Source organism: Streptomyces carminius, from assembly GCF_002794255.1.
Taxonomy (GTDB): Bacteria; Actinomycetota; Actinomycetes; order Streptomycetales; family Streptomycetaceae; genus Streptomyces; species Streptomyces carminius.
Genome location: NZ_PGGW01000067.1, coordinates 33,635 through 55,617, shown reverse-complemented (window position 1 = coordinate 55,617; position 21,983 = coordinate 33,635). Strand labels below are relative to the sequence as shown.

At 74.7% G+C, this 21,983-nt stretch carries 20 protein-coding genes; 8 read left to right on the top strand and 12 right to left on the bottom strand.

The features are described 5' to 3' along the window. Nucleotides 1-36 precede the first annotated feature (36 nt). The 3 genes from CUT44_RS24570 (at nt 37) to CUT44_RS24560 (ending at nt 3,595) form a co-directional block, all read left to right on the top strand. Nucleotides 37-603, top strand: a complete 567-nt coding sequence (locus CUT44_RS24570) for a DoxX family protein (protein ID WP_408646792.1) — start codon at nt 37-39, stop codon at nt 601-603. 248 nt (nt 604-851) lie between these two features. Continuing rightward, a complete protein-coding gene (locus tag CUT44_RS24565) occupies nt 852-1,952 on the top strand; it encodes a lytic polysaccharide monooxygenase auxiliary activity family 9 protein (RefSeq protein ID WP_100204128.1) in 1,101 nt (366 codons plus the stop codon). 614 nt (nt 1,953-2,566) lie between these two features. Beyond that, complete coding sequence (locus tag CUT44_RS24560; RefSeq protein ID WP_100204127.1) at nt 2,567-3,595, top strand: aspartate-semialdehyde dehydrogenase; 1,029 nt, start codon at nt 2,567-2,569, stop codon at nt 3,593-3,595. A gap of 104 nt (nt 3,596-3,699) precedes the next feature. Here CUT44_RS24560 and CUT44_RS24555 read toward each other — a convergent pair whose 3' ends face one another. From CUT44_RS24555 to CUT44_RS24545, 3 genes are all read right to left on the bottom strand, one after another. Beyond that, nucleotides 3,700-4,737 (bottom strand): S1 family peptidase, encoded by a 1,038-nt coding sequence (locus CUT44_RS24555; protein ID WP_100204126.1) that lies wholly within the window; start codon nt 4,735-4,737, stop codon nt 3,700-3,702. 267 nt (nt 4,738-5,004) lie between these two features. Continuing rightward, nucleotides 5,005-5,901 (bottom strand): S1 family peptidase, encoded by an 897-nt coding sequence (locus tag CUT44_RS24550; RefSeq protein WP_100204125.1) that lies wholly within the window; start codon nt 5,899-5,901, stop codon nt 5,005-5,007. 240 nt (nt 5,902-6,141) lie between these two features. Next, on the bottom strand, nt 6,142-7,248 hold the full coding sequence (locus tag CUT44_RS24545) for a DUF5685 family protein (RefSeq protein ID WP_100204124.1): 1,107 nt from the start codon (nt 7,246-7,248) through the stop codon (nt 6,142-6,144). 308 nt (nt 7,249-7,556) lie between these two features. Between CUT44_RS24545 and CUT44_RS24540 the strand changes: the two genes are divergently transcribed. After that, a complete protein-coding gene (locus CUT44_RS24540) occupies nt 7,557-8,000 on the top strand; it encodes a cell division protein SepF (RefSeq protein WP_100204123.1) in 444 nt (147 codons plus the stop codon). Nucleotides 8,001-8,039: 39 nt separating this feature from the next. On the opposite strand, the gene CUT44_RS24535 is transcribed toward CUT44_RS24540, so the two are convergent. Then, a complete protein-coding gene (locus CUT44_RS24535; protein WP_100204122.1) occupies nt 8,040-9,824 on the bottom strand; it encodes an MFS transporter in 1,785 nt (594 codons plus the stop codon). A gap of 202 nt (nt 9,825-10,026) precedes the next feature. Between CUT44_RS24535 and CUT44_RS24530 the strand changes: the two genes are divergently transcribed. Further along, nucleotides 10,027-11,241, top strand: a complete 1,215-nt coding sequence (locus tag CUT44_RS24530) for a mannosyltransferase family protein (protein WP_107488066.1) — start codon at nt 10,027-10,029, stop codon at nt 11,239-11,241. A gap of 272 nt (nt 11,242-11,513) precedes the next feature. Further along, nucleotides 11,514-12,536: a phosphatase PAP2 family protein gene (locus CUT44_RS24525; RefSeq protein ID WP_233221632.1), complete on the top strand. Its 1,023-nt coding sequence runs from the start codon at nt 11,514-11,516 to the stop codon at nt 12,534-12,536. Nucleotides 12,537-12,627: 91 nt separating this feature from the next. Here CUT44_RS24525 and CUT44_RS24520 read toward each other — a convergent pair whose 3' ends face one another. From CUT44_RS24520 to CUT44_RS24500, 5 genes are all read right to left on the bottom strand, one after another. Continuing rightward, nucleotides 12,628-12,843, bottom strand: a complete 216-nt coding sequence (locus CUT44_RS24520; protein ID WP_100204120.1) for a proteinase inhibitor I78 — start codon at nt 12,841-12,843, stop codon at nt 12,628-12,630. A gap of 399 nt (nt 12,844-13,242) precedes the next feature. Next, entirely contained in the window at nt 13,243-14,226 is a 984-nt protein-coding gene (locus tag CUT44_RS24515) for a helix-turn-helix transcriptional regulator (RefSeq protein WP_100204119.1), read from the bottom strand. An 88-nt stretch (nt 14,227-14,314) separates the two neighbouring features. After that, nucleotides 14,315-14,485, bottom strand: a complete 171-nt coding sequence (locus CUT44_RS24510) for a hydrophobic protein (protein WP_100204118.1) — start codon at nt 14,483-14,485, stop codon at nt 14,315-14,317. A gap of 80 nt (nt 14,486-14,565) precedes the next feature. After that, nucleotides 14,566-15,528, bottom strand: a complete 963-nt coding sequence (locus tag CUT44_RS24505) for a hypothetical protein (protein WP_233221631.1) — start codon at nt 15,526-15,528, stop codon at nt 14,566-14,568. Continuing rightward, on the bottom strand, nt 15,525-16,805 hold the full coding sequence (locus CUT44_RS24500; protein WP_100204117.1) for a glycosyltransferase family 4 protein: 1,281 nt from the start codon (nt 16,803-16,805) through the stop codon (nt 15,525-15,527). Before CUT44_RS24500 ends, CUT44_RS24505 begins: the two co-directional genes overlap by 4 nt. Before the next feature lie 599 nt (nt 16,806-17,404). Here CUT44_RS24500 and CUT44_RS24495 point away from each other — a divergent pair. Together CUT44_RS24495 and CUT44_RS24490 are read left to right on the top strand one after the other, a co-directional pair. Then, nucleotides 17,405-18,268 (top strand): hypothetical protein, encoded by an 864-nt coding sequence (locus tag CUT44_RS24495; protein WP_100204116.1) that lies wholly within the window; start codon nt 17,405-17,407, stop codon nt 18,266-18,268. 125 nt (nt 18,269-18,393) lie between these two features. After that, on the top strand, nt 18,394-18,633 hold the full coding sequence (locus CUT44_RS24490; RefSeq protein ID WP_199185828.1) for a hypothetical protein: 240 nt from the start codon (nt 18,394-18,396) through the stop codon (nt 18,631-18,633). Between the two features lie 81 nt (nt 18,634-18,714). On the opposite strand, the gene der is transcribed toward CUT44_RS24490, so the two are convergent. The 3 genes from der to cmk all read right to left on the bottom strand — a co-directional run bounded on the left by der (nt 18,715) and on the right by cmk (nt 21,926). Continuing rightward, entirely contained in the window at nt 18,715-20,184 is a 1,470-nt protein-coding gene (gene der, locus CUT44_RS24485; protein WP_100204115.1) for a ribosome biogenesis GTPase Der, read from the bottom strand. Between the two features lie 315 nt (nt 20,185-20,499). After that, nucleotides 20,500-21,195, bottom strand: a complete 696-nt coding sequence (locus CUT44_RS24480) for a lysophospholipid acyltransferase family protein (protein WP_100204114.1) — start codon at nt 21,193-21,195, stop codon at nt 20,500-20,502. Continuing rightward, nucleotides 21,192-21,926, bottom strand: a complete 735-nt coding sequence (gene cmk / locus CUT44_RS24475; RefSeq protein WP_100204429.1) for a (d)CMP kinase — start codon at nt 21,924-21,926, stop codon at nt 21,192-21,194. The genes CUT44_RS24480 and cmk overlap by 4 nt, the downstream gene beginning before the upstream one ends. Nucleotides 21,927-21,983: the final 57 nt, after the last annotated feature.

The window sequence follows — 21,983 nt, the reverse complement described above, 5'->3', positions numbered from 1 at the left end:
TGATTCGAATTCGAACCACAACTTCGAGGAGCCCGTATGACCGCCCCCACCGGCATGTACGACGGCACCACCCGGTACACCGGCGCGCCCGCCACCGCCCCGGGCCCGGCGACCCCGACCCCGGCCCAGGACGCCGGACTCCTGCTGCTGCGTCTCGCCCTCGGCCTGATCATGGCCGTGCACGGCACGCAGAAGCTCTTCGGCTGGTTCGACGGCGGAGGGCTGGAGGGCACCGAGCAGTTCTTCGCCTCGGTCGGCTACCCGGCCGCGGGGACGATGGCCCTGGTCGCCGCCCTCACCGAGACCCTGGGCGGGCTCGCCCTCGTCCTCGGCCTGCTCACCCCGCTCGCCGGGGCCGCGGTGCTGGGCACCATGCTCAACGCGGTGGCCGTCAAGTGGGACGGCGGCTTCTTCTCGCCCCAGGGCGTGGAGTACGAGCTCCTCCTCGTCGCGGCCGCCGCCGCGCTCGCCCTCGCCGGCCCCGGCCGCTGGGCGGTGGACCGCGCCCTGCCCGTCCTGCGCTCGCACCGGCTCTCCCACGGCGTCGCCGCCGTCGCGCTCGGCGCCGCGGCGGCGGGCCTGACCCTGCTGGTCCGCTCCTGACCCACCCCCTGCGCCCCGGCCCCGGGAGGTCCGTCCCCCGAACCGGGCGGGCCGCTCCGCGGGGGTTCTCTGTGGCCCCGCTCAACGGCGCCTTAACGGCGGCATAAGGATCGCCGGACCAGGCCGGAAGGCCCTGGAAGGGGCTTCGAACGCGGCTAACGTGCGTGCTGCCGGGCCCCGTTCGCGGGGGGACGGGGCCGGCTCCCCCACCCGTACCACCCGCCCCCGTGGCTGGAGGAGTACCGCAGATGACCGTTAGCCGCAGGGCCGCCGCCCTCGTAGCCGCCGGCACGGCGCCGTTCGCCCTGTGCCTGCCGACCGCCGCGCCCGCCGCCGCCCACGGCTCCCTGACCGACCCGGTCAGCCGGGTGGCCGCCTGCCACGCCGAAGGGCCGGAGGCGCCGCGGTCCGCGGCGTGCAAGGCGCTCGTCGCCGCCGGCGGGACCCAGCCGCTGTACGACTGGAACGAGGTCAACATCGCCGACGCCGCGGGACACCACCGCCGGATCATCCCGGACGGGGAGCTGTGCAGCGCGGGCCGCGACAAGTACAAGGGCCTGGACCTGCCCCGCTCCGACTGGCCCGCCACCCCCATGACCGCCGGCGACCACACGTTCCGCTACCGGGCCACCGCACCGCACAAGGGCACGTTCGAGCTCTACATCACCAGGGCCGGCTACGACCCGGCCAAGCCGCTGGCATGGTCGGACCTGGAGCCGGAGCCCTTCGCGAAGGTCACCGGCCCCCGGCTGGAGAACGGCTCCTACGTCTTCTCCGGCACCGTGCCCGAGCGGTCCGGCCGTCATCTGGTCTACAGCGTCTGGCAGCGCTCGGACAGCCCGGAGGCGTTCTACACCTGCTCCGACGTCGTCTTCGGTGGCGGCAACGGCGGCGGCAACGGTGGCGGCGGTGCCGGTACCGCACCGGCCGCGCCGACCGACGAGCAGATCCGGGAGAGCGCGGAGAAGTCCACCGTGAGCCATGACGGGCACGGCGGCGACGAGCACGGTGAGAAGCGGCAGACCGCCCCCCTCCCCGCCGACGGCACCGGCAGGCCGGCCGAGCCTGCCGGGAAGACCGGGGCCGATAAGACGGAGACCGGGAAGACCGAGACCGGGACCGGGAGGACCGAGGGGTCCGGGAAGGTTCCGAACGGCGCCGCCGCTTCCCCGGCCGGGGACGGCGGGGACAGTGGGGACGGCGGGCAGCAGGTGCACCTCGCCGAGACCGGTGGCGACGACAGCACCACCGCCGTCGCCCTCGGCGGCGCCGCGGCCGTCATGCTGGGCGGAGCCGTGCTGCTGGTCACCGCGCGCCGTCGCTCGGCCCGGCCCCGCCACCGCGCCTGACCCGGCGGTCCGGCACCCACGATCGCGCCGCCGTCGCCCGTCTGCCCCTCCGGGGCGACGGTGGCGCCCCGGCCTCCCCGTACGTACCGCGGGGAGGGGAGGCCGGGGCTCGCCCCGCGCCGGGGACTCCGCCCGAGACGGCGGCGGCGCGGGCGAGCGCCGGGCCGGTCCGTGCCCGTTCCGAGCCGGAGCGGGTACGGACCGGCCCGGCGGTGTGACGGCGTGCCGGGGCGCCGGGGCGAGCCGGCCGGCCCCGGCACGCCCGGGGTAGGGACCCGCCGGACGTCCGCGGGCCGTGCCGACGTCGCCGTACGCCCCGCGCCGCCGGTGTGTCCGGATACACTCCCCGGCTGCCCGTCCCGCCGGATCCCCGACGACGGGGAACGGCCGCCGCGGCTCCCGGCCGGTGGCCCCGAGCCGTTCAGGGGCCTGTGCTCCGGCACCGGTGAGCGGGGCACGGTCCGGCGCCGCCGGGCCCCGGTGAGAACCGGCCGGCAGGCCGTACGCCCTGCTCGTCCGGGTGTGACGTACGCCAAAGAGATTTGGCGCCCGCCCGTCCGGCAGGGCAGGGTAGAGGGCTGAGGCTGCGGGACACGGACGACAGAAGGAGCCCCATGAGAATCGGGATCGTCGGAGCCACCGGTCAGGTCGGCGGTGTGATGCGGGAGATCCTGGCCGAGCGCGATTTCCCGGTGGACGAGCTGCGGCTGTTCGCCTCGGCGCGCTCCGCCGGGCGGACACTGCCCTGGCGGGACGGCGAGGTCACCGTCGAGGACGCCACCACGGCCGACTACGCGGGTCTGGACATCGTGCTGTTCTCCGCGGGCGGCTCGACCTCGAAGGCGCTGGCGCCGAAGGTGGCCGCGGCCGGGGCGGTCGTCATCGACAACTCCTCCGCCTGGCGGCTGGACCCGGAGGTCCCGCTGGTGGTCTCCGAGGTGAACCCGGAGGCCGCCGCCGAGCGCCCCAAGGGCATCATCGCCAACCCGAACTGCACCACCATGGCCGCGATGCCGGTGCTGAAGCCGCTGCACGCCGAGGCGGGACTGGCCGGCGTGGTCGTGTCCACCTACCAGGCGGTGTCCGGCAGCGGCCTGGCCGGTGTCGCCGAGCTGGACGAGCAGGTCCGCAAGGCGGTCGAGGGCGACGCCACCCGGCTCGCCCACGACGGCTCGGCGGTGGACTTCCCCGCGCCGGACAAGTACGTGCGCCCCATCGCCTTCAACGTGCTGCCGATGGCGGGGTCCGTCGTGGACGACGGCCTGGGCGAGACCGACGAGGAGCAGAAGCTCCGCAACGAGAGCCGCAAGATCCTCGGCATCCCCGCGCTGAAGGTCTCGGGCACCTGTGTGCGGGTGCCGGTCTTCACCGGCCACTCCCTCCAGATCAACGCCCGCTTCGAGCGTCCCCTCACCCCGCGGCGCGCGCTGGAGCTGCTGGACGGCGCCCCGGGGGTGGCCCTCTCCGAGATCCCCACCCCGCAGCAGGCCGCCGGCCGGGACGCGACGTACGTGGGCCGGATCCGCGCGGACGAGACGGCCGAGCACGGGCTGGCCCTGTTCTGCGCCGGTGACAACCTCCGCAAGGGCGCGGCCCTCAACGCCGTGCAGATCGCGGAACTGGTCGCGGCCGAGGCACGCTGACCCTTCCGCACCCGCAACGGCCGTACGACCGGCCCGGCACCGCCGTCGGCGGTGCCGGGCCGGTCGCGCGTCGTGTTCTCCCCCGGTCCCTCCCCCTCCGTGCCTCAGCCGAGCCGGGCGCCGTTGTCCCGCAGCGCCTCGGTCAGCGGCTGGTGGAAGGTCTCACCGCCCCGGGTGCAGTCACCGCGCCCGCCGGAGGTCATTCCATGGCCGGTGTCGCCCCAGAACAGCGGTCCGCCGCTGTCGCCGGGCTCCGCGCAGGCGGTGGTCTGGATCAGGCCGTGGACCGTGCCCTGCCGATAGGTCACCGAGACATCCAGCGCCGTGACCCGGCCCTCCCGGACCCCGGTGGCGAAGCCGCTGCGCCGTACCGGCTGGCCGACGATGGGGTCGGCCGCCCGGTTGATGGCCTGGCTGGAGCCGTTGTAGAGGTTGACCCGGCTCGGGCGGTCCACCCGGGCGACGTAGCGCACCAGGGCGTGGTCGTCGCCCGGGAAGGTGCTCGCCACCGTGATGCCCGCCATCCGGCCGCTCCGGGCCGGGTACCAGCGGTCCATGACCCGGGCGCAGTGGCCGGCGGTCAGGAAGTACGGCAGACCGTTCCGGGTGACGTTGTAGCCCAGCGAGCAGCCCACGCCGTCGCCCCGCCGGATCTCGTCGCCGCCCATGAGGTAGGGGCTGAACCTGTCCGGGACCTGCCGCAGGACGGCCGCGCCGCCCTGCGCCCCGACCCGCTCCCGCAGCGTCCTCAGGTCGTCGCCGCGGACCGTGTCGTCCGCGGTGACGACGACCCGGTTGAGCCGGGGGTCGACGGCACGTGCGGTACCGGGCACGGCCCCGGCCGTGAGGCCGTCCCGCACGGCGTCGAGCCGGGCGCTGGAGTACCGGACCGTCCGGGGTTCGGCCCCGGCCTGCCGGGCCCTCTCCGCGGCCTGCGGGGTGAGGACGTTGACCACCAGTTTCCGTTCCCCGGCGTCGTAGTAGGCGCCCGCCATGTCGTCCTTCAGCGCGCCGGCGAGGTCGGCGGCCAGGTCGGTGGCGTCGGCGGGCGTGAGGTGCGCGGTCCCAGCCGCGGTGTCCGCGCTCACCGGAACGGAGGGGCCGCAGAGGAGCGCCGCCGCGCACGCGCCCGCGACGGCCATGCGCCGTGTGAGTGTCCGTCTTGGTTTCAACTCTTGTGCCTCCCATGGAGACGGGATCGCCCGGACCGGTGCGACCCCGGAGGAATGCCCGGTTGAGTGATGCTTCCTCGTCCGACGGGAGGGCACACAATATGCACCTGTATGGGTGCATTGTGTGATGAGCGAGGCCTGACACCTCCGGACACGGCGGAGCCCCCGCCCGGTCTGCGCCGGGCGGGGGCTCGTCTGCCGCGGGCCGGACGGGCCCGCGCGGAGGAACGGTGAGGATCAGTAGACGCTCACGCCGTAGGCGTTCAGCGCCTCGACGACCGGCTGGAAGAAGGTCGTCCCGCCGGTGCGGCAGTTGCCGCTGCCGCCCGAGGTCAGACCGTAGGCGGTGGTCCCGTAGTAGAGCGGGCCGCCGCTGTCGCCGGGCTCGGCGCAGACGTTGGTCTGGATCATGCCGTAGACGATGTCACCGCTGCCGTAGTTGACAGTGGCGTTCAGACCGGTGACCCGGCCGCTGTGGGTGCCGGTGGTGCTGCCGCGGCGGGTGACGGTCTGCCCCACGGACGGGTTGGCGGCACGGGTGATGTCCTGGCTGCCGACCTGGCCGGGGCGGCTGACCGAACTGGTGTAGCGGACGATGCCGTAGTCGTTGTTGGGGAAGCTGGACCCGGCCCGCGTACCGAGGGTGGTGGAGCCGTTGCTCCAGCTCGCGCCGGAGGCGGTGCAGTGGCCGGCGGTCAGGAAGTACTCCGTGCCGCTGCTGCTGCGGACGTTGAAGCCCAGCGAGCAGCGTCCGCCGCCGGCGTAGATGGCGTCGCCACCCGTGATCATCTTGGTGAACTTGCCGGAGGTGCGCTCGATCCGGATGGCGTCCGCACCGGCTCCGGCGGTCTTCTTGATCTTGGCTATCTCGGCCTGGCTGACGGTGCTGTCCACCGTGACGACCAGGGTGTTGGTCGCCTTGTCGGTGTACCAGGCGGTTCCCGCGACGTCCGCGGTCTTCATCGCCTTGCCCGCCATGGCCACCTGGGTGGCGGGGGAGGGCGCGGGCTCGGCACTCGCCGAGGCCGGCACGGTCAGGGCGGCGACGGCCAGGACACCGGTGGCCGCGGCCACGAGGCGGGTACGGCCCCGTCTGGCCGAACCACCGTGGGGGGAGGTGCGCTTCGTCCTCACTGGTTGTTCCTCCTGTGAAGGAAATGGGGGGAACCCGCCGGGGGGCGGGCACGCGCAACGCGGCCGGGGACCCGCTGTTCGACGCGTCCCTGACAAGCGTTGGTCTGGAGTATTCACGCGCCGGTTCGGCGCACGCAAGAGGGCGTCCCCCAAAATGTCTCGCTGAGCGCAACAGCCGCCCCACATAACGGACATGACCACCCGTCGGTCAACAACCGCGCCAACCGGTCGCAGCCGCCATCAGTCGCAGCAACTGCAGCACTCACAGCACTCACAGCAGTCACAGCAATCGCCGCAGTTGTCGCTCCTGCCCCGGCACCAGCCCTTGCGCCGCCGGCCCCGCCAGGGATCCCGGTAGTTCTCCCGGCAGCAGACCTGCCCGGTGCAGAACAGCCCCGTCCACACCGCGCAGCCCGCCACCGTCCCCCGCCGCCGATCCGAACCGGACGGCGGATACGAGGGCGGACCGAACTGGCCGGCGGCCCCGGCGGCGAAGGCCCGGTCCACCGCGTGCCGCAGCTCGTGGACGAGCAGCCGGTGCACCAGCGCGGCGCCCTCGGCGTCCGCGAACTCCACCTCCCGCAGCGCCAGCCGTACGCCGTGCACCGCGTCGTCGCACAGCCGTCGCACCTCCGGCAGGGGGGTACCGGTGACGGCGACCGGGTTCCAGGCGCCCGTCCTCCGGTCGGCGGCCAGGTCCTCGACCGCGTCCAGCAGATGCGCCAGTCGGCCGAAGAGCCGGCCCGCCTCGGCGAGCGGTCCGGCGTTGCCGGGCCGCCCGGCCAGTACGGCGGTGTGGGCGAGGGCCGCGGCGGTGGCGGTCTCGGTGGGCTCGGTGACCGCGAGCAGCGAACCGCCCGGCCCCGTGGCGGCCTCCACCAGCGGCTGCCGGTCCACGGCCGCGGTCAGCGCCCCGGCGTCGAAGCCCAGCTCGGCACCGGTGCGCGTACCCGCCCGGTCCCAGCCCGCCGCCACCCTGCGCGCCGCGGCCGCCACCGGGCGGCGCGCCAGCACCCCGTCCCCGTCGGCGACATGGTCGCGCACCTTGGCCGAGGCCAGCACCAGGGACACCGCCGCCGCCAGCCGGGCTCCCTCGCCCCGGGCCACCCTCGCGGTGCGCATGCCGCGCAGCGGACACGGCCCGGCGGTGCGCCGCAGCCCGTCCCGGCGCGGGGACTGCGCCTCGGTCAGCACCGAGACGACGATCCCGTCGTAGTTGGTGGCGGCCCTCGCGAACTGGCCGTGGTCGCCGCGCAGCGCCAGGCAGAGCCCGCACAGATGGGCCAGCCAGGCCGCCTGCTGCCCCTCGTCCAGCCCGTGCCGGCAGGGCCTGATGATGCCGAACAAAATTTCCCCCGCTACCCCGAACCGATGAGTGGCGGTCACGATACCGGGCACTTCACCCGTATGCCCTCGGTGACCACCCGCCCGGCGGGACCGCCCGGTCTCACGCCGCATCACCAGCCTTGCGCGGCCCGGAACTTCACTCCGGCGGTCCGCTTCGCGCCCCTTGTGCACCAGAACCGTCACGAAAACCGCGCGGAACCGGTAACCACTTGGCGCGTTGTCAGCATCATGGACGACCATAGGGGTGCGGACCCCGCGGCGGAGGCACTGCCAGACACGGTGGACCGTGCATGTGAGAGGAGGCGTCCATGGGATCGGTGCGCAGGGCGAGTGCCTGGCTGGGCCTCGTCGACGACAGCGAGATGCGCTACTACGACGACGAGTACGCCGAGGGACCCGATTCCGAGGACGTCCGTGAGGCCTGGGTCACCGACCCGCGGGTGCGGGTGACCGCGGAGACCGCCCAGGACCAGGGCACCCGGATCGCCACGATCACCCCGGACGGCTTCCGGGACGCCCGGGGCATCGGCGAGCTCTTCCGGGAAGGTGTCCCGGTCATCGTGAACCTCACCGGCATGGAGTCCGCCGACGCCAAGCGGGTGGTCGACTTCGCCGCGGGCCTGACGTTCGGGCTGCGCGGCTCGATCGAGCGGGTGGCCAACCGCGTGTTCCTGCTGACCCCCGCCGACTACAAGGTGATCAGCGGCGAGCACCGCCGCACCACCGAGGGCGGTTTCTTCAACCAGAGCTGACGGGCACGGCCCGGTCCCGGACGGGCCGTGCCGACGGCGTCACCGGTGGCGGGCACCACCGGCCAGTACGGAGCCGTCCGCCCGGCCGGCCCGCGCCGTCCCGGCCGGCCGGACACGCGGGCCTCCGGCGGGCGCCCCGCCGTGCCGGACGCTTCCGGCAGTCCCGGCGTTCCCGGCCGGTGCCCGTTCGCCCCGCCCGGCCGCGCGCTCACCACCGTGCTCCTGTTCCCCACCGGTTACCGGGGACTCCGCCGTACGGGGCAGCCGCAGGGCCGCCAGCGCACCGAGCACCAGCAGTCCGGCACTGACCAGCAGCGAGACGTGCAGGCCGTGGACGAACGACTCCCGGGCCGCCGTCCGCAGTGCCTCCCCGGCCGGTCCACCGAGCTGCCCGGCGATCCGGTACGCCTCCCCCAACGACCCCGCGGCACCGGCGGCGGCCTCCTGCGGAACACCCGCCGCGCCCCGCACGCCGGGGGCGTAGACGGCGTTCATCACGGTGCCGAGAACCGCGATGCCCAGGCCGGCGCCGAGCTGATAGGCGGTCTCGCCGATCGCCGCGGCACCGCCCGCGTGCCGGGCCGGGGCCTCACTGAGCATCGACTCGTAGGAGCCGAACAGCGTGGTCTCCAGACCGAGGCCGAGCAGGACGAACCCGCCGAGCAGCAGGACGGGCCGGTCCTGGCCGCCGGCCCCGGTCAGCAGCAGCACGGCCGCCGCGGTCACCAGGAAACCAGAGGTGACCATGGTGCGCGGTCCCAGCCGGCGCAGCAGCCGGGAGCCGGCCAGTCCGGCGGCGATCGCGGCGAGGCTGAGCGGCAGCAGCCGCAGCCCGGTCTCCAGGGGAGTGAGGCCGAGGACCAGTTGCAGGTACTGGGCGGCGATCAGCGCCAGCCCGACGAGTGCCAGCACGGTCAGCACGATGCACGCCACGGCCATGCCGAAAGCGGGCCGGGCCAGGGTGGCGCAGTCCACCAGGGGGTGCCGGCGGCGGCGCTGACGGCGCACGAACAGCGCCAGCAGAGCCACACCCAGCAGGACCGGGCCCACCGTCCCCGGGCCGAGCACTCCGCCGCCGGACTGCTTGACGCCGAGGATCAGCGCGCCCAGCCCGGCCGCCGCGACCAGGGCGCCCACCACGTCCCAGGGGCCGTCGCGGTCTCCGGTGGACTCCGGCAGCAGCCACCGGCCCACCGGAATGGACACCAGCATCAGCGGGATGTTGACCAGGAAGACCGAGCCCCACCAGAAGTGCTCCAGCAGCAGGCCGCCGATCAGCGGCCCGACGGCGGCGCCGACCGCGGCGACCGCGCTCCACACCCCGATGGCCAGCGCCCGCTCACGGCGGTCGGGAAAGACCTGCCGCAGTATCGACAGGGTGGCGGGCATGATCATCGCGCCGCCGACCCCGAGCAGTGCCCGGGCCGCGATCAGCACCCCGGGACTGTCCGCGTACGCGGCCAGTCCCGAGGCGGCGCCGAAGACGGCGTACCCCGCCAGCAGCACCCGGCGCCGTCCCACCCGGTCCCCGAGGGAGCCGAAGAGGATCAGCAGGGAGGCGCAGACCAGCGGATAGGCGTCGACGATCCACAGCAGCTCGACGGCGCCGGGCCGCAGCGCCCCGGAGACGGCGGGAACGGCGACGTGCAGCACGGTGGCGTCGACCGCCACGAGCAGCAGGCTGGCGCACAGGACCACGAGCACGGTCCAGCGGTTCGCGCCGCCGGCCGCGCCCCGCGGGCCGCCCGCCCGGACCGGCCGCCGGGGTCCCTGCCGGGGGACGTCCGCCGCCCCGGTGGCTCCGGCCGTGGTCGTCCCGGACATGTACACACCTCCTGTCGCGCTCGCACCCGGCCGGCGCCGTGGGGAACACCGGGACGCTCGGGCGGCGTCCGGCCCGGTGCGGAGGGACGAGTCGATGCGCCAGCGTACGCGAGTCCGCCGCGCGATCACGTGGCCCACCTCACCTCGACATCACCCTGAGGCGCTTCGCGCCGCTTCCGCCGGGCACGTACGCTCCCGGGCCATGCCCGCCAGTGAACTCCGTCCTCCCCCGCCGCCGGTCCGGGAGACCACCTCCCGCGCCGCCGTCGGACCGTCCGCCTCCCCGGGTCCCGGGGAGGCCGGCCGGCGGTCCGTCCGCGCCGTGCTGCGGCACGCGGCACCCGCGCTGCTGGCCTACTCCGGGGTGCGGGCACTGGGCCTGCTGGTGCTGGCCGGCTGGGCGGCCGCGGCGGACCGTGACGCGTACCGGCTGCTGTCCGCCCGCTGGGACTCCCTGTGGTACGCCCGCATCGCGGAGGACGGCTACGGCCACACCGCCCGGGCGGCCAACGGCGACCTCCACCCCGACCTCGCCTTCTTCCCCCTGCTGCCCGCCCTGGAGCGGGGACTGTCGGCCGTCACCCCGCTGGACGCGGCCGGCGCCGGGGTGGCCGTCAGCGCCCTGGCCTCGCTGTGTGCCGCCGCGGCGCTGTTCGCGATCGGCGACCGGTTGTACGGCAGGGGCGCGGGCATCACCCTGGCCGCGCTGTGGGCCGCGGTGCCGGTGGGGATCGTCCAGTCGATGGCCTACAGCGAGTCGCTGTTCACGGCACTGGCCGCCTGGGCCCTGTACGCGCTGCTCACCGGCCGGTGGATGTGGGCGGGGACGCTGGCCGCGCTCGCCGGGCTGACCCGGCCGGTGGGCGCGGCGGTGGTGGCGGCGGTGTGGATCGCCGCGGCGGACCTGCTGCGGCGCGAGCGGCGGCTGCCCGCCCCCGCGGCGGCCGGGGTGCTCCTCGCCCCGCTCGGCTGGCTGGGCTACGTCGGCTGGGTGGGGGCGCGCACCGGCAGCCCGGCCGGCTATCTGGACGTACAGGCCCAGTGGGGCAACGGCTTCGACGGCGGTGCGGCCTTCGCCGCGTTCGTGTGGGACCGGCTCACCGGCGCGCCGGCCGTCGGGATGGCACTGCTCGCCGGGCTGGGCCTGGTGGTCCGGCTGGGCGTGGAGTGCGTACGGCAGCGCCAGCCGCCGCCCCTGCTGGCGTACGCCGGGACCGTGGTGGTGCTCGCGCTGTGCGCCCGGGGCTACTTCGGCTCGAAACCGCGACTGCTGCTCCCCGCCTTCCCCTTGCTCCTGCCGCTCGCGGCCGCCCTGGCGCGGTCCCGGCCCGCCGTCGCGGCCTCGGCCCTGGCCGTGACGGCCCTCGGCTCGGCGGTCTACGGCGCCTTCTGGCTGCACGGTTCCGGGCCGCCCTGACCACCCCGGCGGTTTTCCGGGCGGCGTCCGGTTGAATTCCGGTGGCTCCCACATGTCCACCGGGAAACGAACACGGAAAGGACACGCGGCACCCTCCCGGCCCCTTTCCGGCCACCAGTCCGAAACCATCGCGGACAAAGTGCGTCCGACGCCTCCGACCAGGCAATACCGGCTCACGGAAATCTCCGGGGAGCGGTCCTTCACATCACATAGGCATCACGAAGCAGGTGGCCGGCCCTGCGGCACCCGTCACTGCCTGTAATCTTGTTGGAGTGCGTACCGACCGGATCTTCGCCCGCCTGGAACAGGAGCCAGCGCGGCCGTCCGCTCCCCCACCGGAGATGAGCGGCACCCGCAGGGTGCTCTTCCTCGTCACGCTGGGCTTCTACGCGGTCATCGTGGTGGCGGTGCTGACCACCTCCCGGCTCGTCCGGCTGGACTGGCAGGTCATGCTCTTCCGCCCCTACAAGCAGTGGCCGGAGCTGCACGCCTTCCTCGACTACTTCGTGGTGCTCGGCCAGCGCGGTCCCACCGCGGTGCTGGTCGCTGCCTGGCTCGGCTGGCGCTCCTGGCGGCAGCGGACCCTGCGCCCGCTGCTGGCCCTGGGCACCTCCCTGCTGCTGCTGAACGTGACCGTGGGCGCGGCGAAGCTCGGCATGGCGCGGGAGGGCCCGCACTACGCCAACCAGGTCGGCGCCAACGAGATGTTCCTGAACGGCGACATATTTCCCTCCGGCCACACCGCGAACGCCGTGGTCACCTGGGGGATCCTGGCCTACCTGGCCACCACGCCGCGGGCGCGGCGCCGGCTGTCCGTCGTCGCCGCCGTCTTCGCGCTCGGGGTCGGCGCCACCACCGTCTACATCGGCACGCACTGGGTCAGCGACGTACTCCTCGGCTGGGCCGCGGGGCTGCTCATCCTGCTGGCGCTGCCCTGGTTCGAGCCGCTCGTCGTACGCGTCGAGGCCTATCTGCTGAGCCACTGGTACCGGCTGCGGGACACCTCCGTGCCGCTGCCCGGGCGGCTGCGGCCCGCGGGACACCGCGCTCCCGGCTCCCCGGCCGGCGCGCCGGGGCACCGGCCGGTCGCGCCGCACGGTCCGGAGCCGGCCCTCTCCTCGTCCCTCGCCGCGGGCCGGCCGGGCCATGCCGCGGAATCGTGTGCGCACCACCCCGCCCATCCGGGCCGGCACCCGGCCCGGCCGTCGGGCGCTCCGTCCGGGCCGGGTGCCGGCCGGCGGCCGCACGGCGAGCGGCAGGTGCCCCACCCGGCACCGACGGGGCCGCGCAACTGACACCGGCTCAGGCCACCTCCCGGGCACGGGAGGTGGACGGACCGGCCGCGGCGGTCCCCTTCGCCCCCGGACGAGCCGGTGCCGGCCGGCCTCAGCCCTTCCAGCTGCGGACGACGCTGCCGTCCCGGACGGTGAAGTTCAGCCGTCCGGCCACGTACTCCATGGTGATGACCGCGTCCGGCGGAAGAGTCCGCACGGTGGTCCAGCCGCGGTCGTGGGCCTGCTGTTCGGCGGCCCGGACGTCGAGTCCGACATAGGTCTCGGGGTCGTCGTCCGGGGTGCGCGGAGGTGTGGGTACCGGTGCCATGGCAGCCACCGTACGGTGAAGCCCCGGCAGCCGGAAGTTCCGGCCGGGTCGTGGCGCCGTCACACTCGTGTCACAACGCTCCGGAGTCCTGCCGCCGTTGCCGGCGGCTCCCCGGGAACGCCCTTTGGGGCACAGGTAAATCAACGGAAAATGCTTCTCGTTTCTCCCGGGGGGAGAACCGGGAAACCAGTCGGTCCCCGTACGTCGGCCGTGGCCACGAGATTCTCCACAACGTCTCAGTTCTCCTCCGGCAGCCGCATGTCCGGCCCCGGTCCCACGGGTGTCCGGGTCCGGGCGGAGCCCATGGCGGAGAAGAGTGGCAACGACAGCAAGGAAGCGGTGGAGGGTGGCCGGCGCCTCCTCGTGCCTTCCGGTACCCCCGGGTCCCCCACCCGTCCCTCAGCCCGTTCCCCCGCCCTCCCGGGCCGCCGCCGCGGCCCGGACGAGGCGGTTCCCGAGCGAGCTGATGTGGTCGTTCAGTTCGGCGGGGGCACGCACCTCGAAGTCGAAGCCCAGCGTCACGATGTGGAAGGCCAGTTCCTCCAGGCCGTGCGCGCCGGTGCGCAGCAGACAACGGTCCGCGCCGGCCGGCTCCAGCACTCCCACCGTGGGCGGGATCCGCTCGGCCACCCGGTCGGCCGGGGCGTACAGCAGCACGGTGGCCCGGTGTGCGTACGCCCCGGTGGAGATGCCCCGGGAGACATACGCCGCCCAGTCCTCGGCGGGCGGCTCGCGCGGGGTGAAGCGCGGGCCGTGCGGAGGCGTCAGGGTGATGCGGTCGGCGCGGAAGGTACGCCAGTCGGCACGGCCGGTGTCCCAGGCCACCAGGTACCAGCGGTGGCTGCTGCACACCAGGCGGTACGGCTCGACGCCGCGCCGGGACTCCGCGCCGTCGTGCCCCCGGTAGGCGAAACGCACCTCCTGGTGGTCGCGGCAGGCGTGCGCCAGCTCGGTGATGGTGTCCACGTCGACGGTCGGCCCCCGGCGGCCGCCGAGCGGGTCGGTGAAGGCGGTGAGCGCGGCCACCCGGCGGCGCAGCCGGTGCGGGAGCACCTGCTCCAGTTTGGCCAGCGCGCGCACCGAGGACTCCTCGATGCCCTCCACCGCGTTGCCCGCGGCCGTGCGCAGACCGACGGCGACGGCCACGGCCTCGTCGTCGTCCAGCAGCAGGGGCGGCAGCTGGGCGCCGGCCCCGAGCCGGTAACCGCCGGCCGTGCCGGTGGTGGAGTGCACGGGGTAGCCCAGCTCCCGCAGCCGGCCGATGTCGCGGCGCACGGTCCGCGGGGTCACCGCGAGCCGGTCGGCCAGCTCGGTGCCGGACCACTCGCGGTGGGCCTGGAGCAGGGACAGCAGACGCAGCAGACGCGCCGAGGTCTCCATCATGGCGGTGAGTCTGCCACCGCTTGCGGACAGCAGTGGTCCGCGAGGCGCCCCGGAGGGCGCCCCGCGGACGTCTCCGGCGGTTTCTCCCCTACCAGCGGTACCAGCGGGACCTCGCCCCGCCTGTTCCCGTGGAGCGGAACAGGAATCCGAGCAGCCACACCACGAGCACCACGACGGCGATCCACCACAGCACGTCGAGTGCGAACCCCGCACCGAAGAGCAGCAGGACCAGCAGCAGTACGAGCAGCCAAGGAGCCATGCCTCACACCTCCGTCCGTACTGGTGCCCGGGAACGGCGGCCCCACACGGGCGTCTTCCCGCCCGGGACCCGAGGCCCCGTCAGGGAGCTTTCGGGGCCGTCCGCTCCAGCCGCACCGACAGGTCGTTGGTGCCGGTGTAGTACGGGCGGGCCCGTACCGTCCCGCCGCCGGCGGTCTCCCCGCCCTCGCCGGACTCCGGGACGGGTACGGGCCGGGCCGGATAGCGGATGACCTCGTGCTTGTCGATGATGTCGTCGAGGATCCGGGCGACGCGCACCGGCCCGGCGTCCGCGCCGGGCCGCAGCCACAGCTCCCACTCGTCCCCCGCGCCGGGCTCCCGGAGCAGCTCGCCGTAGGCCAGCCGCGCCGTGAAGTCCGCCGTGCCCTGCCGGTCCACCGGTGCGGTGACGAGCCGTCCGACGGCACCCCGGGGACGGGCCTCCAGCCGTGCTCCGGAGGTGAGTTCGGCACCGTACAGCCGTCCGTGCAGGGTCATGCCGCCGTCCGCGGGCCAGACTTCGCCCACCTCGGCGTGCGGTCCGCGCAGCCAGGTACGGACCGAGATGTTGCCGTACTTGGTGGTGTACGGGACGCGCACCTCCAGCCGGGTCCGGTCGGCGGGCGGGACCTGGTCGACCAGCGCGCGCAGGTCGTAGCAGCCGGCCGGCAGCCGCTGCGGCGTGCCCCCGTCGAGCACCAGGAAGACGTCCCAGCGCCCCTCGGCCAGCCGCGTCGTGCCGGACAGGGTGGCACGCAGCACCGTGGCGCCGGGGGCGCCGGAACACGCGGAACCGGCCGGGTCACCGGAGCCGTCGGAGCCGCCGGGAAGCGGTACGAGCGGCAGCCGTACCGTCTCCTCCGGGTCGGACTCGCGCAGCCGCAGCAGCAGGGCTGCGTCCCAGCCCTCCGCGGTACCGGGCAGGGTGACGTCGAAGCCGATGCGGCCCTCGCCGTCCGCCGTGCAGTCGGCTCGCGGCGCCGTCACTCCGGGGCTGCCGGGGGCGCCGGGCGTGCCGGCGGGGCTGCGGGTGGTCGCGGTCATGCGGTCCCTCCTCTCCTCAGGGCGGCCTGGCAGGTACGGGCGGCGGTGTACGTGGTGGCGTACGCCCCGCCGAGCAGGGCTCCCCGGGTGCGGTGCAGGGAGACGCGCAGCCTGCCCCGGCGGCTCCGTCCGCCGCGCGCGACCAGGTCGGCGAAGAGCGAGGAGTAGATCTCGCCGATCCGCGCCGGGTCGTAGCGTGCGGAGGACTCGATCGCGGCGCCCGCCATCCGCCGCCGCAGTTCCTCGTCGCCGATCAGTTCCAGCAGTGCTCCGGCGATGGCGGTCACGTCCCCGGTGGGCACCAGGCGGCCGTCCACCCCGTCGGTGATGATCTCGCCCGGCCCGTGCGGGCAGGCCGTGGCCACGACCGGCAGCCCGCAGCCCATGGCCTCGACGATCGTCATGCCGAAGGACTCCAGGCTGGAGGTGACGGCGGCGACCGAGCCCTTGATCCACTCGGATTCGATCGGGTGGACCGGTCCCATCAGGAACACGTGGTTGTACAGGCCCAGCTTCTCCACCAGGGCGCGCAGCTTCGCCTCCTCGCGGCCGCCGCCGTAGAGCCGCAGCCGCCAGTCGGGCCGCTGGGCGACGACCTTGGCGAAGGCCCTCAGCAGCACGTCGTAACGCTTGGCCGGGGCCAGCCGCCCGGCGGCGATCACCCACTTGCCGACACCGTCGGCGGGCTTCACGTGCGGAGCCGGCACCCCGTTCGGCACCGACTGCACCCGTACGCCGGGCAGTCGCATCATGCGCCGGTAGTCGCGGGCGTCGGCCTCGGTGACGGTGGTGAGGGCGTCCAGCCGCGGATAGGCACCGCGCAGGGTGGCCCGCAGACCGCGCGAGTGGGTGGCCAGCGTCAGGTGCTCCTGGCCGACCCGCACCGGACCCCGGGGGGTGCGCAGCGCGATCATCGTGTTGAGGCCCGGCCGGGTGCCGACGACCACGTCCGCGCCGGTGGTGGCCAGATGCCGGGTGATCCGGCGGTCGGTGAGCGCGCTGTACTTGCGGTGGTTGCCGTCGGTGTCCGGGAACAGCCGGCTCGGCCGGGCGTGCTCGGGGTCGGCACCGACGTAGTCGGGGCTGTGTCTGCGCATGTCGACCAGATGTCGCAGACGCACCCCGGGCCCGAGGTCGAAGACGGGCCGGTCCCGGTGCCGGAACACCGAGACGATCTCCACGTCGTGTTGCTCGGCGAGCGCACTCGCGAGATTGAACGTGGTACGGATCGTTCCGCCGATGCCGTACCCGTGGTGCAGTAGAAAAGAGATATGCATTCGTCTCCGTGTCCCACGGAAGTCGCGGCAGCAGGCCGCCCCTGCTGATGGTGGTCGTGTCCCTCCCGGAAAGACACCTGGTGTTCGCCGAAGGTTGACTCAGCGGTCGCTCCGTCCCCGGGTCCCCCGGCCATTGTGGGCAGAGCCAGGGAACTCGGCGGCCGATCCGGCCACCCCAGAATGCCCCGGAACACCCGGTTCCGCAGCCGATGGCCCGGGCGTGTCCCCCGACTTTCCGCACCGGGACGCGTACCGCCCCGGGCCGCTGCCGCCGCCCGGGCCCCGGCGGGCGGCGGCAGCGGGAACCGGTCGCGCGGCGACCGGCGCGGGCGGCGGAACGGCCCGGAGTCCGCCGGCCGCCACCGGGGAGCGGCTCTTGTCCGGAAATCGCCCCCGGTGCCCGGCCGGTCTCCCTCGCCGCGACCGTGCACCCCGCCGACTCCCCTCCCCCGCCCGGGCCCTGGCGGGGCGTCATACGGACCGGCGCACATCTCGCCGCGCGCATCCACCGGGCCGCTCCCGCTCCCCCCGGTACGTGACCACCGCCCCCGGTCAACCGTTGTTCACGGGAACCAGAACCGACCGCCAGGAGTCCGCCCGTGTCCCCCATGCTCGATGTCAGCGACGACGTCCGCGCCGAGATCGGCGACGAGGAGGCCGCCCGGCTGCTCGCCGGTGACAGCGCCCCCGACACCTACGACTGCACCTCCTGCCGCGCCCCGGGCGACATCGAGCAGGAACGCACCAGCACCGTGCTCTTCGTGGGCGAGGAGACGGCCGTACTCGCCTTCGCCCACGCGAGCTGCGTCCCTTCCCAGGTCATCGCCGTCTCCGAGGAACAACTCCAGGACGCGGTACGCACCTTCGCCGGGGGACGGCGGAAGGCCGGTGTCCCGGACGCTCCGGGCATCCCCTCCCAGGCCGCCGCTCCCGACTCCGCGTCCGGCCGGACGGCCGACCCCGCGGCGGGCCGCGGCGAGTCCGCGCCCCGGCCGGCCGTCCTGGGTGTCACCTGCGGTCAGGTGCTCATCGACGACCAGCTCCACCCGGCGCTCGTCATCGAGCCCACCGCGCCGATCGCCCGGCCCGGTTCCGGGGGTTCCGGGGACGATTTCCTGCCGCTGCTGGCCGAACAGGGCTTCCTGCCCGTCGAGGACGTCGCCCGGGCGCCGCTCCCGGTCACCGGCTGGTCCGTCCTGCTCGCCATGGGACGGCTGCACGCCATCCTCCAGCCCGGTGTCGCGGGCGGGCGGCCCACCTCCTGGTGGCAGGCGCACCAGCCGCTGCCGGTCACCGACGAGTGGCGGACGGCGGCCCACCGGACCCGTACCGTCCTCGTCTACGCCGCCCCGGTGGGCGCCATCGGCCAGCAGCCGCGCGAGGACCTGCTGCGCGAGGCGCTGGAGAAGGCGGCGGCACAGGGCGTGCTGGTGGCCGCCGCCATGCCGGTGACGGGCTCCTGACCGCCGGCTGTTTCCCCCGCGCGGCCCCGCATCCGCCGGGCCGCGCGGTCGTTGGCAGTGGTGTGCAGCCTTACGAACCCTCCCGCGCCCACCGCCCGCATCTCGACCGCGGGCGGATTCCGGGGATGCGCCCCCCGCACGAGCCCATGTCGGGCCACTGGTCGGCCACCCCGATCTACGACTCGCTGTGCGCCGAGTACCGGCGGCTGTTCCGGGCCCTGCCCGGGGACCGGACCGGCGAGGAGGAGCTGCGGTTCACGGGTTTCGGCACCGGTACGGCCCGCTGGGACGGCGGGCGGCACGGCGGTGGCCGCCTCCCCGCCCTGCCGCCCGCACCGCGGGACGGCCGCCGCTACGAGCGGTGACCCGGCCGGTGACCCGCCTCCCGCGGGCAGGCCGGGCCGGGCCGGTCGTCCGCCGCCGGGCCGGGCCGGCCCGCTCCCCGGCTACTTCTTCTTCCGGCCGCGCTTCTCGCGCACCCGCACCGAGAGGTGGATCGGTGTGCCCTCGAAACCGAACTCCTCGCGCAGCCGCCGCTCGATGAAGCGGCGGTAGCCCGCCTCCAGGAAGCCGGAGGCGAACAGCACGAAGCGCGGCGGGCGGGTGCCCGCCTGGGTGCCGAAGAGGATCCTCGGCTGCTTGCCGCCCCGGATGGGGTGGGGGTGGGCGGCCACCAGTTCGCCGAGGAAGGCGTTCAGCCGGCCGGTGGGCACCCGGGTCTCCCAGCCGGCCAGGGCGGTCTCGATCGCCGGCACCAGCTTCTCCATGTGGCGCCCGGTGCGCGCCGAGACGTTGACCCGCGGCGCCCACTGCACCTGGACCAGGTCCGTCTCGATCTCGCGCTCCAGGTAGTAGCGGCGCTCCTCGTCCATGGTGTCCCACTTGTTGTAGGCGATGACCAGCGCGCGCCCGGCGTCGACCGCCATCGTGATGATGCGGGTGTCCTGCACGCTGATCGGCTCACTGACGTCGATGAGGACGACCGCGACCTCGGCCTTCTCCAGGGCGGCGGCGGTGCGCAGCGAGGCGTAGTAGTCGGCGCCCTCCGCCAGGTGGACCCGGCGCCGGATACCGGCGGTGTCGACGAATTTCCACGTCTTCCCGCCGAGTTCGACCAGCTCGTCCACCGGGTCGCGGGTGGTGCCCGCCAGTGCGTCGACGACCACCCGCTCCTCTCCCGCGATCTTGTTCAGCAGGGACGACTTGCCGACGTTGGGCCGGCCGATGAGCGCCACCCGGCGGGGGCCGCCGACCGTGCCGCCGAAGGTCTGCGGCGGGGCCTCGGGCAGCGCCTTCAGCACCTCGTCCAGCAGGTCGCCGGTGCCCCGGCCGTGCAGTGCGGAGACCGGGTGGGGCTCGCCGAGGCCGAGTGACCACAGCATCGCGGAGTCGGCCTCCCCGGAGGGGCCGTCCACCTTGTTGGCACACAGCACCACGGGCTTGCCCGTCCTGCGCAGCAGTTTGACCACGGCCTCGTCGGTGTCGGTCGCACCGACCGTGGCGTCCACGACGAGGACCACCGCGTCGGCGGCCTCGATCGCGAACTCGGCCTGGGCCGCCACGGAGGCGTCGATGCCGAGGACGTCCTGCTCCCAGCCGCCGGTGTCCACCACCTTGAAGCGGCGCCCGGCCCACTCCGCCTCGTAGGTGACCCGGTCCCGGGTGACGCCCGGGCGGTCCTCCACGACAGCCTCGCGGCGGCCGATGATGCGGTTGACCAGAGTCGACTTGCCGACGTTCGGACGGCCGACGACGGCCAGCACGGGCAGCGGACCGTGCCCGGCCGCGCCGAGCACTCCCTCGACCTCCTCGGCCTCGAATCCCTCCTGCGCGGCGAGCTCCATGAACTCCGCGTACTCGGCGGCGCCGAGCTCACCGTGCCCGTGCTCGTCGCCGATGTGGTCCTGCTCGTTCATGAAGTCCTGTCCTCGTGTCCGTGTGCTGTCGTGATGTGCGGCCGCCCGCCCCGGCCGCGGCGTCCCCGGGGCCGGACGGGACCGGTGCGGAAGGTCCAGTGTCGCCCAGTGCCGCGCCGGCCGGGATCCGCCCCGCTCACCGCCTCCCCGGCTACCGCCGGAAGGTGCCCCCACACCGCGTTGGCCGGGCAGGGCCGACCGCATGCGGCTCCCTGCCGCCTTGCGATCGCTTCCCCTCCGCCCCGGGGGGCCCGGGGAGACCCCGCTCCTCGGCCCCGGGGACTCGTCACCGGGCAGACCTCGGCCGACGCGGCACTAGTCGCGCCCGGTGTCGCGCCGGGCCACGGCCAGGTGGGCGGTCAGCCGCTCCCGGATGCGCAGTGTCGCCTCGTCCAGCGCCGCCCTGGTCCGCCTGCCGCTGCCGTCGCCCGCCTGGAAGGGTTCGCCGAACACGACGTCGACACGGCCGCGCAGCGGGGGCAGCGCGGGTATCGCCCGTCCCCGCGCCTCGGCGGTGCCCAGCACCGCCACGGGTACCACGGGGGCACCGGAGCGCACGGCGAAGTAGGCGAGGCCCGAGCGCAGCTCGGCGAAGTCGCCCTCGCTCCGGGTGCCCTCCGGGAAGATTCCCAGCACCCCGCCGTTGTCCAGCACGCCCAGCCCCCGGAGGATCGCGCCGCGGTCGGCCGTCGTCCGGTCCACCCCTATCTGGCCCACGCCGCGCAGGAAGGGGTCGAGCGGGCCGGTGAACGCCTCCTGTTTGACCAGGAAGTGCACCGGCCGCGGCGCGGTGCCCATCAGCACCGGCCCGTCCACGTTGTGCCTGTGGTTGCCGGCGAGGATGACCGGCCCGGCGGCCGGGACCCGCCAGGCACCGAGCACCCGGGGACGCCACAGGCCGTGTATCAGGGCGATGCCGATGCGCCGCCCCGCCGCGGCGCCGCGCGCGCTGGGCACGTACCCGGCCCGGGTGCCGCTCCCCGGGCCGGGTACGGTCCGCGCGCCGCTCATCCGGCCTGCCGCTTCTCTTCGATCAGGGTGACGACGCACTCGACGACCTGGTCCAGGGCCAGCTCGGTGGTGTCCACCTCGACGGCGTCGTCCGCCTTGCGCAGCGGGGAGGTCTTGCGGCCGGAGTCGGCGGCGTCCCGCTTCAGCAGCGCCTCCCGGGTGGCGTCCAGGTCGACGCCCTGCCCGCCGCCCGCCGCCTTCAGCTCACCGCCCCGGCGGGCCGCGCGGGCCTCGGGCGAGGCGGTGAGGAAGATCTTCACATCGGCGTCGGGCAGGACGGTGGTGCCGATGTCCCGGCCCTCGACGACGATGCCGGTCGGGGCACCGGCGGCGATGGCGCGCTGCAGCTCGGTGATCCGGGCGCGGACACCGGGCACCGCGCTGACCGCGCTGACCGCGTCGGTGACCTCCTGCGTACGGATCGGCCCGGCGGCGTCCGCGCCGTCCACGGTGATGGTCGGGTCGACCGGGTCGGTGCCGGAGACGATCTCGGGCCGGTCCGCGGCGGCCGCCACTGCCGAGGCGTCCCGGACGTCGACACCGTGCTTCAGCATCCACCAGGTGATCGCACGGTACTGGGCGCCGGTGTCCAGGTAGCTCAGGCCGAGCTTCACCGCGACGGCCCTGGAGGTGCTGGACTTGCCCGTGCCGGAGGGGCCGTCGACGGCGACGATGACGGGGACCGGGGCGTCCTGGGACTCGGAGGCCGCCTGCCGGGATGTTGCTGCCACGGTGTCGGGCACCTTTCTCGGATTTCTCGGACTACGCGGGTTTCTCGGGCTGCGCGG

Coding starts and splice junctions, on each gene's coding strand:
- CUT44_RS24570 (WP_408646792.1), top strand. CDS start 37: ATGACCGCCCCCACCGGCATGTACGACGGCACCACCCGGTACACCGGC.
- CUT44_RS24565 (WP_100204128.1), top strand. CDS start 852: ATGACCGTTAGCCGCAGGGCCGCCGCCCTCGTAGCCGCCGGCACGGCG.
- CUT44_RS24560 (WP_100204127.1), top strand. CDS start 2,567: ATGAGAATCGGGATCGTCGGAGCCACCGGTCAGGTCGGCGGTGTGATG.
- CUT44_RS24555 (WP_100204126.1), bottom strand. CDS start 4,737: ATGGCCGTCGCGGGCGCGTGCGCGGCGGCGCTCCTCTGCGGCCCCTCC.
- CUT44_RS24540 (WP_100204123.1), top strand. CDS start 7,557: ATGGGATCGGTGCGCAGGGCGAGTGCCTGGCTGGGCCTCGTCGACGAC.
- CUT44_RS24535 (WP_100204122.1), bottom strand. CDS start 9,824: ATGTCCGGGACGACCACGGCCGGAGCCACCGGGGCGGCGGACGTCCCC.
- CUT44_RS24530 (WP_107488066.1), top strand. CDS start 10,027: ATGCCCGCCAGTGAACTCCGTCCTCCCCCGCCGCCGGTCCGGGAGACC.
- CUT44_RS24520 (WP_100204120.1), bottom strand. CDS start 12,843: ATGGCACCGGTACCCACACCTCCGCGCACCCCGGACGACGACCCCGAG.
- CUT44_RS24515 (WP_100204119.1), bottom strand. CDS start 14,226: ATGATGGAGACCTCGGCGCGTCTGCTGCGTCTGCTGTCCCTGCTCCAG.
- CUT44_RS24510 (WP_100204118.1), bottom strand. CDS start 14,485: ATGGCTCCTTGGCTGCTCGTACTGCTGCTGGTCCTGCTGCTCTTCGGT.
- CUT44_RS24505 (WP_233221631.1), bottom strand. CDS start 15,528: ATGACCGCGACCACCCGCAGCCCCGCCGGCACGCCCGGCGCCCCCGGC.
- CUT44_RS24500 (WP_100204117.1), bottom strand. CDS start 16,805: ATGCATATCTCTTTTCTACTGCACCACGGGTACGGCATCGGCGGAACG.
- CUT44_RS24490 (WP_199185828.1), top strand. CDS start 18,394: ATGCGCCCCCCGCACGAGCCCATGTCGGGCCACTGGTCGGCCACCCCG.
- der (WP_100204115.1), bottom strand. CDS start 20,184: ATGAACGAGCAGGACCACATCGGCGACGAGCACGGGCACGGTGAGCTC.
- CUT44_RS24480 (WP_100204114.1), bottom strand. CDS start 21,195: ATGAGCGGCGCGCGGACCGTACCCGGCCCGGGGAGCGGCACCCGGGCC.